Source organism: Yersinia thracica, assembly GCF_902170565.1.
Lineage (GTDB): Bacteria > Pseudomonadota > Gammaproteobacteria > Enterobacterales > Enterobacteriaceae > Yersinia > Yersinia thracica.
This window is the reverse complement of sequence record NZ_CABHXX010000005.1, coordinates 36940-52309: the sequence shown is the minus strand read 5'-3', so window position 1 is coordinate 52309 and position 15370 is coordinate 36940. Positions and strand designations below refer to the sequence as shown.

Genomic DNA, 15370 nt, shown 5'->3' with positions numbered 1-15370 from the left:
CCTGAGTTATTATTTGTCTGGTAATTGACGTGCCGTTATTTAGACTCCAACTCGCGTAATTTTTTAATCACATCCACGTCAGGATCGGAAGTGACTACCCGTAAATCTAAATGAACGCCGCGTTCAGCTAATGCGTAAAAGGCGTTAATATCACTTTGATCAACTGATACAGCCTTGGTTAATTGTGTTTTTCCGTGTTTAAAGGCCATGCCTCCAATATTAATGACGGAAATTTTCACACCCTGATCCACCAATCGTAAAACATCATTTGGATTGGTAAATAAATAAAAAACAGTGTCGTTAACATAATTCGGGTTGTGGTAAACGGCCACTGCTTTTTCAATGTTCACGACATTCACTTTAATTCCCGGTGGTGCCGCCTGTTTTAATAATGTTTTCCGGATTTCATCGTTATAAACTTCGTCGCTACAAATAATAATACGCCCGGCTTTGGCTTCTTTAGCCCAAACCGTGGTGACCTGACCATGAATCAGCCGGTCGTCAATTCTTGCCAGATTGATTTTCATATAAAGTCAGCCTCTTCTTCTTCGCTATTTTGTTGGTGTCGGAATGACTGCACGCACTGGGTGCCAATATCGAGTAAATAGTCTGTCAGTTCTTCTGCCGCCATCACTTGCTGGTTATCGGCAATTTCCAGTGCTAAGGGCAGAGATAACCCACTGATGACCTGAATACGGCTATCACTGAATGCCAGTCGCGCGGCGGCGTTATAAGGGCTACCACCTTGTAAATCCACCGCAATCAGCCAGGCATCATTTTTATTCTTTGCTATGACATCCTGCATTTTCTTCACTAAGTCTTCGGCGTTTTCACCTCGGTTAAACAGCAACGGGGTAATATTTTGTGTTTCGCCATACACCATATTGACCGAGTTGAGCATTGAAACTGCTAAGTCACCGTGGGCACAAAAAATGACATTAACCATTATGCCTCCTATTAGCCGCGAGTTTTGCCACCGGCAATGTTATAGGTCACACCAGTGATATAACTGGCACGTTCGGATAATAGGTAAGTCACGAAATCGGCAATTTCTGATAGTTTCCCGGCACGGCCAATTGGAATCGCATTCTTGGTATAACCGTCGCGCAATTGTTCAACGGTGATATTGCGGGTGTAGGCCAGAGCTTCTTCATAATCGAGAGTGCGCAAACCGGTTTTTTCTAAAATGCCGGGTGCGACACCTACCACACGGATGCCGTATTTCCCCAGTTCTTTGGCCCATGAGCGGGTAAAGCTGTATAGCGCGGCTTTAGTCGCGGCATAGCAACTTTGGCCTTCTGAACCTTCCAATCCGCTTTCTGAGGTGAGGTTAATAATGACGCCGTTTTTATTTTCTATCATATTGCGTGCTACAGCTTGTGACATCAGATAGACCCCTTTCTGATTCACATTAACCATTTTTTCAAATTCATTATCTTTCAGTTCATATTGACTATGACTTTGCTTGGGATCGACTAACAGTCGTGGGAGATTAATCCCCGCATTGTTGACCAGCGCATCAATATGCCCGTGTTGAGTCAAAATATTATCTATTGCTGCTTGTACGCTGGTGCGGTCAGAAATATCCAGCTGAATAAAATTCAACTGTGGATTGTTTTTAATATCACCCTCAAGTGGATTAACATCAGCTAATTGAACCTTGGCTCCTGCCGCCAGTAATTCTTCTACAATGGCATAACCAATACCTGACGCACCACCGGTGACAATAACCACTTTATCTTTTAAATTTAGCCAATCGCTCATGAAATTTCCCTGTCTATCTAATTTTGGATAATACTCGGCCACATACCGAAAGTATGATTTGTTAAAGGGTCTTTAGGTTTTAAGGGGGAGTTAACCCCACTTTCATTATTAATGAATAAATTATGCCGTGAGTTTTAATATCTCCTCGGCAGTTTCTTTGGTGGTCACCAAGCTATTAATATATTTTCCTTTAATCGCGCCGATGATCCCGCTGATTTTATCGTGAGAGTGCGCAATTCCAATGGAATAACGGGCTTTCTTAATTTTGTCTAATTGAATAGTAATGGTTTTATCCGAGATAGTGGTTTCAACCGGGTTACCCTGTAAATCATAAAAACGCGAGCAGATATCTCCGGCAACCTGCCGGTCATTAAAGTGGTCAATAACATCACTACCATAAAAAGCGCGCCAGGTGGAATTCCCTGAAATATTGGGTGAACCAATGCCAAATATAGCGATATCCAACCGCTGCCAATAATCGGCAATAGCCTGATAATGCTGAGATTGCACAATACCATCACGGATAACACTCTTTTCCAGAATGGCCGGGAAATCGATCAACAATGACTCGCCTTTTAATTTCATGGCGGCGCTGTAGACCAGCGTATTGACATGAAAGCGGCTTTCTAATTTACCTGAAGGGCCGCCAACCATAGGAATACAGGTTAATTGGCGCGATACCGGCGAGGTATCCATTTGCTCAACCAGTGTGGCAATCGCGCTGCCCCAGGAGAAGCCCAGAATATCGCCATTTTCAATAATTCTATTCAGTAATGCGCTGCACTGTTTTGCCATCAGTATTAGTTGATTTTCTGGCGATGAGTCCTGTTCGCAAGAAACAACAATTGCCTCACGTAATTTAAAGCGCGATTTCAACTGCTGTTCCAACAACAAATTTTCGTTATAGTTATAGTTGATTGAAATAGTGACAATGCCTTGTTCGCGTACTTTTTTCAGCATTCGGCTGATGCTGGTGCGGTAAATTCCCAGCGCCCGCGCTATCTCAGCTTGTGTGAAATTTTGCTCATAATACATTTGTGCAACTTTCACCATCAGGCGCAGATCATCGCTCTTTTCCATTTCAGCCTCTTGCACATTTGTGCAGATGTCATTAAGTTATCTATGACCTGATATAATCACTTTCTATTTTTTAAGTCAAAAGCACAAAATAATGAATCTCATTACAACTGTGCAATAATCCACTCATTATCATATTTAAATTAACTTCAGATATCGCACACCTGTGCAATTATCTTTAATGATATGATTTATATTAAATAATTGGAAAAGCGGTTTTTGTGTCATCCTGCTTTATTCCGAACAAATATTCGATTCCGATCACATTTTTATTTTGCGTGATAGGGTGGGTTTTGCACATATGTGCAAATAAGGTTTATTGCAGAACAACTCCCAGCGAGAATTAGCCGAGAGTTGTCAGGAAAAGGGGGTTAATTCAGCAGCGGTTTATAGTGATGGGGCTGGCGCATGGCGACCAAATCTTTACGGCGCACCACATTGGTAGGATAGGGGCTGCCCGCGAGTGAGCGAGTATCAATTGTCTGTGTGACGGCTTGTGTTTCTTGCCAAAGCAGTCGCTCAAGCCGTGGAAAAGTAAAGGTTTCTGGCCCGAATACTCCGCTATATCCTCCGCGCTCATTGATGTCATCGACGGCATTAGCAAAGGCCAGATAAAGATTATTTTCCCCTGCGCGGGTTCTGAATAAGTGCCAGTGCAGCGGGTCGGCTCCAGTCGGAATGGGGTAATTCTGCACCACAGCACTGCCCTTATGCGCGGCGGTAAAACCGGCCGGCAGGGCGGCGGAGCAGGCGATAATATCGCAACCCATCAGGGCCAAAATGCGCGCTGATTCGGGTAGCAGTGCATCATGGCCCAATAGCAATCCGACTCTGCCGAGCGCGGTATCAAACACCCGCCAGTGTTCCCCTGCGCTGGCCCACTGTTGATTTTGTTGGGAAAGATGAATTTGCCGATAAGTGCCGACTATTCCCTCTGGCCCAAACAAAACTTGTGTGTTGTAGTTTTTATCCTGCTGTTTTTCGACCATTCCCACCACCAGATACACCCGCAATTTCATCGCCAGGCGAGCTAGCGCCTGCACGGCTGGGCTTTCTAGTGTTTGAGCATCAGCCGCGCCGGCGTGATAGCCGGTCAGGGCTAATTCCGGGAAGACAATTAGTTCGCTACCTTGTTGTAAAACGGCGTTTTCTGTCATGGCGGTAATGGTCGCCAGATTGTCCTCTACCTGTTCAGTCGAGCAGAACTGCGCCACCGTGATGCGGCTCTGTTTGCCCGCAGGCAAAGGCTGTTGCCCGTAAAGCCCAAAGAAATCCTGCGGATTCCACAAAAAACTGTCACTTAATAATGAGTGATAATAGTCAGGGCGGCGCTGCTCAAACACTAACTCGCCCAATACCTGGCGCTGGCGGCTGCGGCTGATATCAACTTCGGCATAAGCTATTCCGTTGCCGTCATCCACCACCGCCGCAATGTTGCCATCAGGTTCAATAATGCAGCTGCCGCCGCTAAATTGGACTCCGCGCTCTCGCCCCCAGCGGTTGCTTTCTAATAAATAGCAGCCATTTTCCATGGCCCGGCTGATCCAGTAAGGGGCGGGTGTGCGCTCCGCCAGCCAATTGCTGATATGGCAAATCACATCAGCGTCATCCAGCGCCAGCAAGCGGGCGGTTTCGGGAAAATGAATATCCATACAGACCAACATGCCAATCCGCCCCAGCGGCGTCTCAAACACTTGATGCCCGACATCCCCTGCGGCGGCCCATTTAGGTTCTGAAATATACGGGTGACTTTTGCGATGACAGCCAATGACCCCTTGCGGCCCGATGAGTACCGCACTGTTGTAATACAGGGCGGTTTGCGGGTCTACCTCCGGCATGCCTAACACGATATAGCATTGATAACGTTGGGCTAATTCCGTAAACCGGGCGGTGCTTTCGCCGGGGACGGTTTCGACCATTGGCGCGATTTCCTGTCGGTCAAACCAACAGTAGCCGGTGGTGGCCATTTCGGGGGTGGTAATCAGACGAGCACCTTTTTGTGCCGCCTGTTCTACCAATGCCAATAACTGCTGCAAATTTGCCTCTTTGGCAAACATGAGGGGTTCAAACTGAATGGCGGCGGCAAGATAAGGGGCTATCGACATGATTATCCTCATAAATTCTGAATGATGTATTGGGGTGGCTCCGAATAATCGAAACTCAGTTTTTCCGGTTATTAGCGGCTCCTGGGGTGGTCCAGGAGAAAATATCATTGGCCTGAATCAGTGCGCATGAAATCTCTTCGACAGTAATGCGTTTGTCCATGGCCTGATGGCGCAGGATTTCGTAGGCCTGTTCTTCACCAATGCTGTGCATCCGCATCAGGATGGCTTTGGCCTCACCGACTTGGCGGACGCCCAGCACTTTTTTCTCCAGCCGCTCAATACGCTCACTCATCTGCCGCTGCTGTTGGGCATGGTGCAAAGCAAACACCATCGCCGACAGCAAACCGGAGGCGCGCAGGGGGGTGGTTATGGTGGTGTCCGCGCCCATTTTGAGTGCCTGGTCAATAAATGTGGGGTTTTCATAGGCGATAACCGCGATCAGAGCATGTTTGTTGGGAGCGAACCATGAAACATCCGGTTCGGGATTATCTGACTGTAATGCATAGAAAATTAAGTCAGTATCGGCGGGGAGTTGCTCGGGAATGGGCCAGAAAGCTTGAACTTTAAACCCCATCCGGCGCAAATGATTGGTCAGCGTTTCGCCATCGTCATCGTCGGGGTGTAACACTACACAGCGGACTCCGCGGCTGAGTAAGAGGGCGGTTGGGCTGATTCTGCTATCGCTAGGTCGCATGTGGATACCCCACTGTCGTGAGTTTCGTGACCCAATCGCCCTGAATCTGGTGGGTCATATAGGGGTCGGGTTCGACGATACGGCGAGATTCCTGCACGATAGTAAATTGCCCACTTTCATTCGCCATACCAATGCGCGGATAAAGCCCGGTATGTTGATTCAGCGGATCAATACGAATGCGGCCTTGTGGCGCATCAAACTGGCTCCCGCGCAGGGCGGCAGAAAGTGGATAAATATGGTCACTGCCGCACTCTGCCATAGCTTTAGCGAATAAATGCACCTGACTGTAGGTGGCTTCCCAATTCATGTCGGTGGTGAGTTCCGGCCCGAATTGTTGATGGAATTGTTTGAGCGCCGATTGATTGGCTTTAGTATCAATACTTTGGAAATAAGGGGCTGAACTGAAATGACCCTGTGCCAGTTCCGCCCCCATAATGGCAATCTCTGTTTCTGATGTATTCAGGCTACCAATAGGCATACGGGCAGGATCTAGCCCCGCGGCCTGATAAGCTTGATACAAGAAAGGGACGGTTTGTCCGACCACGGTGCTAAAGATGAAATCTGGCTGCTTTTTGCTTATTTCCTCAATGATGGGCAGGAAAGCTTCATAAGGAGCATTCAGATCAAGGTAGCGCTCGCCAATCACCGCGCCATCATGGCGTTGCAGAATCAGCTCCTGCATGTTGCGGTTACATTCGTAGGGGTAAATATAGCGCGAGCCAATCAAATACACGCGCGCGCCAAACTGCCCAGTTAAATAATCCGCCAGTTGCACACAGTTTTGATTGGGTGCAGCACCGCCATAGAAAATATTGTCAGAAAACTCAAAGCCTTCATATAGTTGCGAATAGAACAGCAGCCGCCGATATTTCTCTACAATGGGCGACATCGCTTTGCGGCTACTGGAGGTATAGCCGCCAAAAATCACATTAACTTCATGCTCGACAATCAGTTGCTCGGCCAGAGCACGAAACTGCGCATCGTCAGATTGTGGGTCAAAATGAATTGCATTCAGCGGCCTGCCGTTGATGCCGCCATGGTGGTTAATTTCAGCAATCGCCTGTGTCGCCCCACGCCATTGCGACAATTCTTGTGCCGCCGTCACTCCACTGAAAGAGTACAGCAAGCCAATATTGACCGGGATATCTGAGCTCATAGGCACCTGCTTACACTATTAAAAGGATGATTGTGCGAATGCGCATAACCCCCCGGCGTATACCGAGGGGTAGGGATTATTACGCTAAAAGTTCTTTGTTAAGCATCGCGCCGACGGTGTATTTGGGGTCAACCATATTGCCCAGCCGCACTTTGCCGCATTGGCTGAGTAGCATGTAGGCATCCCACTGTTCGAAACCAAAATCGGCCACTAACCAGTAAATCAGGTCACGATAAGCAATGCGGGTGGCATCCTCTAATGGGCGGGCGCTGCCGATACTCATGATGGTTTCGGCGTTTTCCATCCGTGGCCAGGAGAGTTGCCAGTTTTTAATCAAATCCACTTTGATGGTGGTGATGGAGGCGAACTCCACCGCAGTGCCGCAAATCTCGCCATCCCCCTGACAAGCATGAGCATCACCAATAAACAGGCGGCCGCCGGGGGCGCGCACCGGCAGATAAGTAATGCTGCCCGGCCCGATGTCCGGCACGTCCATATTTCCGCCGTGATTATCCGGAGTCAGAGAATTGATGGAGTCAATTTCCGGCGACACACTCAGGGTGCCGATATGCGGCTTATAGGGCAGGGTATGGCGCTCGCTCCAGTAGACTTTTTCATGGTCGAGCTTAATCATGCGCACTTTTTCCGGCAGCGGATCATTGAGCATGGCGGTCAGGTCGGTGCCGGTCAGCCCCCCAAAATGCGGGATCATGGCGCAGATGCCGTGCGGGTTAACCCCTCGCGGTAACATGGATTCAATATAGACCGCAATCACATCGCCTTTCTCCGCGCCATTGACCATGATCGGGCCATTCTGCGGGTTGAGAAACGGCATTTTGAGCAGTTGGCTTGGGATATCTTGCTCTGAGCTAATCGCCCCTTCGAAAGCATCCCGCGTGTCGACAATCACCCGGTCACCGGGTTCAATGGTCAGCACCGGCGTTGAGTAAGGGCCGATAGTGTAGTGAAACTCTTTCTGCATCTCTTCCGTCAAATGGTGGGTCACCGGTTTACGTCCCGCACCGACACCGCGTTTGACCATGATTGATTCTTCCAGCCATTTCATTAGCAATTCTCCACGTCATTAGGGTATAGCGGTATCCGGCTACAAAGCCAGATGACGGCGCATTAAAAGATCATCAGCAAGTTGTTGTTGTGAAAGGTTTTCTACCACTTGACCTTTATCCATTACCGCACAACGTTGCGCGGCCCGCTGGATCATCGCGATATCCTGCTCGACCAGAATCACCGCCACATGCAGCTCGCGGGCAATGCGCACCAAAGTGTCGGCAATGATATTGACGATAGAGGGCTGTACGCCCTCAGAAGGTTCATCCAGCAATAACACTTTTGGCGAGCCGACCAAGGCTCTGGCGATAGCTAGCTGTTGTTGCTCGCCGCCACTCATGGTGCCGGCTTTTTGTTTGAGTCTTTGACGCAAAATCGGGAAGTAATCCAGTACCCGCTCCAGTAAGTCTTGGGCAAACTCGCGGTGTTCACGGACAAATTGCATGCCGACTTGCAGATTTTCCGCCACCGTTAGCCCCGCGAAGACTTCGCGCCCTTGCGGCACATAGCCGATCCCCAGCCGGGCACGGCGCTGCGGCGAGGCTTGAGTGATATCAATTTCGCCTAACAAAATTTGCCCTTGTTGCGCCGGAACTGCGCCAATCAAAGTGCGCATTAAGGTGGTTTTCCCCACGCCATTGCGGCCAATCAACCCCAAGACTTCTGCCGCATGCAGTTGCAGCGCGACGCCATTGAGCACTTGCCCGCCGCCATAACCGCCAGTCAGCCCCTCTATGTGCAAAACCACGTTATTCATACCGCTTTCCCCAAATAGATATCTGCCACATCCTCGCGCGCCAGCACCTCAGCGGCATTGCCGTCAGCGAACACTTGCCCGCCATGCAGGACGGTGACTTGTGAAGCTATTTGCCGTACGAATGTCATGTCGTGCTCCACCACCATCAGCGTCAGGCCGTCATTTTGCATCTGCTTGATAAGTTCGCCGGTGAGATAGGTTTCATCGATAGATAAACCGGCGACTGGCTCATCAAGCATCAGCAGAGTGGGCTGTAGCGACACCGCCATGGCAATTTCCAACCACTGTTTCTTGCCGTGAGATAAATTACCGGCCAGTTGGTGGTATTCAGTGCTGAGTTTAAAGCGCTCTAATAGCTCATCGACACTGACCGCCTGCGAGCGAACTTCTGGGCGTAAGTGACTGAGTGATAACTGTAAATGCTGCTCAACAGTCAGTTCCGGGAAGATGCCGGGGATCTGAAACTTAATACTCATGCCCATGCGAATGCGCAGGAAGGGCGGCAAAGTATTCAGCCGCCGATTAAAGAAGCGGATATCCCCATTGCTTGGCGTATGTTCGCCAGTCAGCAATTTGAAAAAGGTACTTTTACCCGCGCCATTCGGGCCAATCACACAGCGGACTTCACCACGGCGGATTTGCAAATCAACTTGATTGATAACCTGAATACCGCCAAAGCGCTTGCTTAGCCCACGGGTTTCGAGGATCAAATCTTGCGCTGTTTGATTCATAGCGATTCCCCTTTTTTCTGACGAGCGGCAGACCAGCGGGTGATTTTCTCCGCCAACCAAGGTAACAGGCCGTTGGGCGCGGTCAGCACCACAAACAGCAGAATGGCACCCAGCAAAATCATGGCGTATTCGCTGCCGTAAATAGCCAGCCATTGGGATAGCCACACCAGCAGGGCGGTGATGACTGCGGTACCAAAAATATTTTTACGTCCGGCAGTCGCCACCCAGATAACTGGCATCGCGGCGGCGGTCAGCCCCATGGCGGACGGCGTGATATAAGAACCCCATAAGGTATACAGCGCGCCGGATAGCCCGGAGAGCACGCCGCCGAGCACAAACACCAGCAATTGGTAGCGGCGGATATCAATCCCCAGCATTTCTGCCCGGCGCGGGTTCTCGCGGATAGAGGCCAGTGTCAAGCCAAAATCAGAGCGCAATAACCGCCGAACCCCCCAGTAAACACCGGCAAGCAGCAGAATAATCAGGTAGTAAAAGGCATTGCCTTCCAGTGTCAGCAATGTGCCGTCGAACCACGGCAGGGAGAGCGGCGGCATACCGGACATGCCATTAAAACCATTCAGTCGCGCACTGCCGATAGACCATTGCGGGCCAGCGGTCTGCGACATAAAAGTTTCCAGCACCAGAGTGAAAGACAAGGTCACGATGCCGATAAAAATGCCGGTCACTCCGCCGTAAAACATCAGATAACCCAGTGCCGCAGCCACCGCAGCGGCCACCAGCAAGGCCATAATCAAGCCCGACCAGGTGGAGAGCACCCCATCGCCGAAATTCAACGTCATCACGCCGTAGGTGTAACCGGCCAGGCCAAAGAACGCGGTCTGCCCGAAAGATAAAATGCCGCCATGCCCCCACATTGCCGCCAACCCGATGGCACAGAATGTCCACAGCAGGAAGTAGGAAAAGTCGCCGATCATGGCGCTATCGACCACCAACGGCAGGGCGAGAGCGCCCGCCAGAATGAGCAGCGCTGCCAGCCGAGTGGTGGACGGCGTGCGTTGTTTTGCCGCCGATAAATGAACAGAAGTTGTTGTCACATGCAGCTCCTAGCGGTTACGGGTAAACAGGCTGCCAATACCGTTAGGTAATAAGCGGATAACTAAGACGGCGGTAACCAATAAGCCAACTTGCCCGGCTAATTGTCCATACCAGGAATTCAGCCCAGTTTGTATTGCGCCTAATGCAATCGCTGCAGGAATGGTGCCAACAAGTACATTTGCGCCCCCCACGACCACCGAAACAAAGGCTTGCACGATAAAACTGCTGCCCATGGTGGGAACGGCGGTCAGTGTTGGGGCATAAATGGCCCCTGCTAACCCAGCCAGCCCAGCCCCTAGCGCGAATGTCAGGGTATAAATCCGGTCAGTTTCCAAACCCAAACAAGAAGCCATGCGGGCATTTTGAATGGTGGCTCTGGCGCAGACGCCGTAATTGGTGTGGAAAAACAGCCAATAGAGCACCATTAAAATGGCAATGGCGAAGAAGGGCAGTAAGGCACGGTAAGTGGCAAACGAGTATTCGCCGAGGGTGAAAGAGCCGAAAGGTGTCGACAGCCCCTCGAGTGACGGGCCGGCAATTAGCAGCATACTTTGCTGTACAATCAAGCTGATAGCCCAAGTGGCGACTACCGAATCATACAAACGACCATAAAGATGGCGCACCACCAAGCGCTCGACTACGCCGCCGAAGAACGCCGCCGCCAAAGTACCGGCCAGCATGGCAAAAGGCAGTGGCAAGCCCGCTTTATTCATCAGAATGGTGACATAAGCCCCACACATAATGAATTCGCCGTGCGCCAGATTGATAACCCCCATCATGCCAAAAATAACCGCCAGCCCCAGTGCTGCCAGCACCAGATAGGCGAAGTTATCGCCAAACTGATAAATCACCGAATAGAGAAAGGATAGCGTTAACATGGTTTGGCAATCCTGGGTGTCCTGATTGACACCATTGAAAATGGAGAACACCGGGAAGCCCGCTCAAGCGGTGACTTCCCGACAAAGTTGCCCTTTCAGACTGCTGACAGAGCCAAATGAAGGGGAAACGTGCCGTTGGGGCCGTAACGGTGTGAGCCGTCGGAGTGCCCCTGGGTGCGGTCAACCCTTCACTCACCGGTTTTGTTAGGCTTTTTTCGGTGGAGATGATGGGGTGTATTGGCTGTTATCAGGTTTCACCGGCAAATTACAACCGGCTTCACCCAACCAATAAGGTTTGATGTCGGTCCACACTTTCGGGATCTCGATCGAGTGGTCGTCTTTCACATGAGCCAGATAGATGGTGTGGCTCAAATGATGACTTTTCGGATCGATACAGACCTTTCCTGAGGGGCCGTCAGTGCAAATATCACCGTTTTCCAGTGACTTACGCACCGCGTCCATATCTGTGCTGCCCGCCTTTTCTACGGCTGCTTTGTACAGATAAACTGCATCATAAGCATTGGCTGCTTCCTGATTAATGTAAGGTTCATTCGGGAATTTGGCATGGAAACGCTGTTTGAAATCATTGCTGGCGGGGCTATCCACCTCTTCAATGTAGTTAGCCGTGATATACATATCTTTCAGCGCCGGGGCTTTAAAGCGCTTGTGCTCATAAGCCTGGCCGACACTCACCGAGCTGCCCATAGGCAAGTTCAGTTTTGCCGCCGCTTGCTGTTCGTAATAAGAGGATTGGTTGGCCCCGACCAACAAGGTCATCACGAAATCAGGTTTGGCTTTCTGGATGTTTTGAATGGTTTGACCAAATTGTGAAACACTCAGCGGGATAAACTCCTCGCCCACCATGGTGCCGCCATTCTCTTCGACAATTTTGCGCACCCATTCAGCCGAGATTTGCCCAAAGTTATAGTCGGCGGCAATGGTGTAAACTTTTTTGCCGTACTTCTCCATCATCCACGGGATCAAGGTGGAGAATTGCTGTTCAGGCACCGCGCCGGTGACGAACACATTGGAGTCACATACCCCGCCTTCATACTGATTGTTATACCAATAAAGCTGCTTTTCGCGATCCATTATTGGGCGGATAGCTTCACGCGAGGCGCTGGAAAACGCCCCGAAAATCACATCCACTTTGTCATTTTTAATTAGGCGACGAGCCATTTGTTGGAAGCGGGTGTTATCGGATTGCGTATCGTATTTGACCAACTCGATTTGGCGTCCGAGTATGCCGCCTTTGGCATTGATTTCTTCTACAGCAAGCTCTGTGGCATGAATTTTGGGGATCACCGGTAAGGCAAAGTTGCCGGATGCATCTTCCAATAAACCAATTTTCACCGGCGTTTCTGCCGCCATCGCCATACCTGAGTAGGTCACGGCAAATGCAGCTGCCAGCGCGATTGACAGCGTGGTGTGATGACACTTTATTTTGGACCATTTTGTTCTGAACATAAGTACCCCTGGCATTGGTTAAAAAAGTGGGTCTGAAAAAAAGCCAAAAAAAAAGCCCGGCAAAGTCAGATGACATTGCGAGGGCTCTATTGCCATAACCACAAGCCGACAACGTTGGCGTTCTTGCGGAGAAGTCATGGCCACTATAAAAAGCATTTAGAGTGGTTGTCAACGAAGAATTTTCAATAAAAATCAAATAGTAAAATTGAAAATCGTTGCACTAAATCAGGGCTTTCTGTTGCACGAAAATAGCTCATTAATGTGCAAGCGCTAACGGCGGGTGAGGAAGAGCAAAGCGGTGAGATTCGCCAGGAGGAACTTGTGGAATATGGTGGTAGAGGTTAATAAATTGCACCAGTGGAGTGCTTGAAATTCATTCAAAATTTTGTCTGTTTTTATCGGTAAGATTTTTATTTATCATCAATCCAACCCCAGCGAAATCACCGAGGTTGGATTTTGATGTTAACCGCAGCGGTTACATTTCGATGCCTGAATCTGTTGGAAGAAATCATTACCTTTATCATCCACCAGGATAAAGGCCGGGAAATCTTCGACTTCAATTTTCCAGATGGCTTCCATCCCCAATTCAGGATATTCCACACATTCCAGACTTTTGATGCTGTTTTGCGCCAACACCGCCGCTGGGCCGCCGATACTGCCCAGATAGAAACCGCCGTGTTTGTGACAAGCATCCGTCACTTGTTGGCTGCGGTTCCCTTTCGCCAGCATGATCATGCTGCCGCCGTGGGATTGCAGCAGGTCCACATAAGAATCCATGCGGCCCGCGGTGGTTGGCCCGAGTGAGCCGGAAGCATAACCTTCTGGTGTTTTGGCCGGCCCCGCGTAGTAAATCGGATGATCTTTAATGTATTGCGGTAAACCTTCGCCGTTATCTAGCCGCTCTTTTAATTTGGCATGGGCAATATCGCGGCCAACAATAATAGTTCCGGTCAATGACAAGCGGGTAGAAACCGGATACTGCGCCAGTTCTTTTAAGATATCGGCCATCGGGTGATTAAGGTCGATTTTGACCACTTTGCCTTCAGTGCTGTTGCGCAGATGTTCAGGGATATATTTCCCCGGATTCTGCTCCAGTTTTTCCAGCCAGATACCTTTGCGGTTAATTTTGCCTTTGATATTACGGTCAGCGGAGCAGGAAACCCCCATCCCAACCGGGCAGGATGCGCCGTGGCGTGGCAGGCGAACCACGCGCACATCGTGAGCAAAGTACTTGCCGCCAAATTGCGCACCCAGACCTAAGTCTTGCGCGGCTGCCAATAATTCTTGTTCAAGCTGAACATCGCGGAAAGCTTGCCCGTGCTCATTCCCCTCTGTCGGCAGGCCATCATAATATTTGGTGGAGGCCAGCTTGACGGTCTTGAGCGTGCTCTCAGCCGAGGTGCCGCCGATAACAAAAGCAATATGGTATGGCGGACAAGCAGCCGTCCCCAAGGTGCGCATTTTCTCAACCAGATAGTCTTTCAACTTACCCGGTGACAGCAGCGCCTTAGTTTCCTGATACAGATAGGTTTTGTTGGCTGAGCCGCCGCCTTTGGTGACGAACAGGAATTTGTAATCTTCGCCCTTGGTGCTGTATAGGTCGATTTGCGCGGGCAGGTTGGTGCCGGTGTTCACTTCCTTGTACATATCCAGCGCCGCGTTTTGCGAGTAGCGCAGGTTATCTTCAATGAAAGTGTTATACACGCCGCGCGACAGGGCTTCGGCATCGTTACCGCCAGTCCAGACGCGTTGACCTTTTTTGCCCTGGATAATGGCGGTGCCGGTATCCTGACAGGTCGGTAAAATTCCTTTGGCCGAAATTTCCGAGTTACGCAGGAATTGCAGGGCAACATATTTGTCATTTTCGCTGGCTTCGGGGTCATCCAAAATAGCGGCGACTTGCTTTTGGTGCGCGGGGCGGAGCAGGAATGAGGCGTCATGGAAAGCATGTTGGGCGAGGAGGGTCAGGGCTTCTGGCTCGACTTTCAGAATGTCGTGGCCTTCAAACTGTGCAACCGAGACATGATTATTACTGACAAGGTAATACTCAGTATCATCTTCCTTTAACGGGAAGGGATCCTGATAGTGGAACGGTTTGTTTGACATATTTTTCTCACATTCAACATCAGTTAGCGAAAGTGTTCGATAACAGAAACAATCGTTAGTGGAACCATTAGCGGAGCCAAGTCGATATTTTTTTAACTCTGACTTTGTTGATGATCTTACTATAGATTGTCAGCGCGAGGCGACGGCTCCAGCTTCTTTATAAAGGGTGGGTCTCATTTTCCACACTTATCGATGGTTCTGGCAGGATGTTGGTGGGACACTGGCCGACCGCCAGTATATAACACTGCAATAACAGGGCTTTTCACCGCTAAACTCTGCCTGTTGAATACGCGCTTTTGGGTTCAATTGCCCATTCTATCAATAAGGGTGTCTGTCACAAATTGGTCATAAAGCCATCGAGATAACGCCATCTTCAGAGCTTTATTGATACCAAACAACTCCCGCACTACCCAAAAGAGGTAGGGTTGCTGCTGCGGGACGGGCTATTTATTATCCTAATTATAACAATTGCTGTCATAGGGCCACTGCGCTCCGTCTTAATCCCCCCTCC

General features: G+C 49.9%; 14 protein-coding genes. All 14 read right to left on the bottom strand.

What is annotated here, in order from left to right:
• Positions 1–35: 35 nt before the first annotated feature.
• Positions 36–527 carry a mannose/fructose/sorbose PTS transporter subunit IIB gene (locus FTA91_RS00685; protein WP_050114127.1) on the bottom strand — a complete coding sequence of 164 codons (492 nt, stop codon included), beginning with the start codon at positions 525–527 and terminating at the stop codon, positions 36–38.
• Complete coding sequence (locus FTA91_RS00680; RefSeq protein ID WP_050114129.1) at positions 524–946, bottom strand: PTS sugar transporter subunit IIA; 423 nt, start codon at positions 944–946, stop codon at positions 524–526. Before FTA91_RS00680 ends, FTA91_RS00685 begins: the two co-directional genes overlap by 4 nt.
• 11 nt (positions 947–957) lie before the next feature.
• Positions 958–1764, bottom strand: coding sequence for an SDR family oxidoreductase (locus FTA91_RS00675; RefSeq protein WP_145535025.1), 807 nt, complete (start codon positions 1762–1764; stop codon positions 958–960).
• A gap of 120 nt (positions 1765–1884) precedes the next feature.
• Complete coding sequence (locus FTA91_RS00670; RefSeq protein WP_050114132.1) at positions 1885–2844, bottom strand: sugar-binding transcriptional regulator; 960 nt, start codon at positions 2842–2844, stop codon at positions 1885–1887.
• Positions 2845–3212: 368 nt separating this feature from the next.
• On the bottom strand, positions 3213–4946 hold the full coding sequence (locus FTA91_RS00665; protein WP_050114136.1) for a nitrilase-related carbon-nitrogen hydrolase: 1734 nt from the start codon (positions 4944–4946) through the stop codon (positions 3213–3215).
• A 55-nt stretch (positions 4947–5001) separates the two neighbouring features.
• Entirely contained in the window at positions 5002–5640 is a 639-nt protein-coding gene (locus tag FTA91_RS00660; protein ID WP_050114137.1) for an ANTAR domain-containing response regulator, read from the bottom strand.
• On the bottom strand, positions 5630–6796 hold the full coding sequence (locus FTA91_RS00655) for a transporter substrate-binding domain-containing protein (RefSeq protein ID WP_145535022.1): 1167 nt from the start codon (positions 6794–6796) through the stop codon (positions 5630–5632). The genes FTA91_RS00660 and FTA91_RS00655 overlap by 11 nt, the downstream gene beginning before the upstream one ends.
• Positions 6797–6875: 79 nt before the next feature.
• The gene (locus tag FTA91_RS00650; protein WP_050114140.1) at positions 6876–7862 is read right to left on the bottom strand and encodes an acetamidase/formamidase family protein; all 987 of its coding nucleotides are present in this window, start codon (positions 7860–7862) and stop codon (positions 6876–6878) included.
• A 39-nt stretch (positions 7863–7901) separates the two neighbouring features.
• The gene (locus tag FTA91_RS00645) at positions 7902–8621 is read right to left on the bottom strand and encodes an ABC transporter ATP-binding protein (RefSeq protein WP_050114142.1); all 720 of its coding nucleotides are present in this window, start codon (positions 8619–8621) and stop codon (positions 7902–7904) included.
• Positions 8618–9352: an ABC transporter ATP-binding protein gene (locus FTA91_RS00640; protein ID WP_050114144.1), complete on the bottom strand. Its 735-nt coding sequence runs from the start codon at positions 9350–9352 to the stop codon at positions 8618–8620. Before FTA91_RS00640 ends, FTA91_RS00645 begins: the two co-directional genes overlap by 4 nt.
• Complete coding sequence (locus FTA91_RS00635; protein ID WP_145582768.1) at positions 9349–10407, bottom strand: branched-chain amino acid ABC transporter permease; 1059 nt, start codon at positions 10405–10407, stop codon at positions 9349–9351. Before FTA91_RS00635 ends, FTA91_RS00640 begins: the two co-directional genes overlap by 4 nt.
• Positions 10408–10416: 9 nt before the next feature.
• The gene (locus FTA91_RS00630; RefSeq protein WP_049559133.1) at positions 10417–11286 is read right to left on the bottom strand and encodes an ABC transporter permease subunit; all 870 of its coding nucleotides are present in this window, start codon (positions 11284–11286) and stop codon (positions 10417–10419) included.
• A 204-nt stretch (positions 11287–11490) separates the two neighbouring features.
• A complete protein-coding gene (locus tag FTA91_RS00620; protein WP_174634978.1) occupies positions 11491–12657 on the bottom strand; it encodes an urea ABC transporter substrate-binding protein in 1167 nt (388 codons plus the stop codon).
• Between the two features lie 558 nt (positions 12658–13215).
• Entirely contained in the window at positions 13216–14859 is a 1644-nt protein-coding gene (fumA, locus tag FTA91_RS00615) for a class I fumarate hydratase FumA (protein ID WP_050114149.1), read from the bottom strand.
• Between the last annotated feature and the right edge of the window lie 511 nt (positions 14860–15370).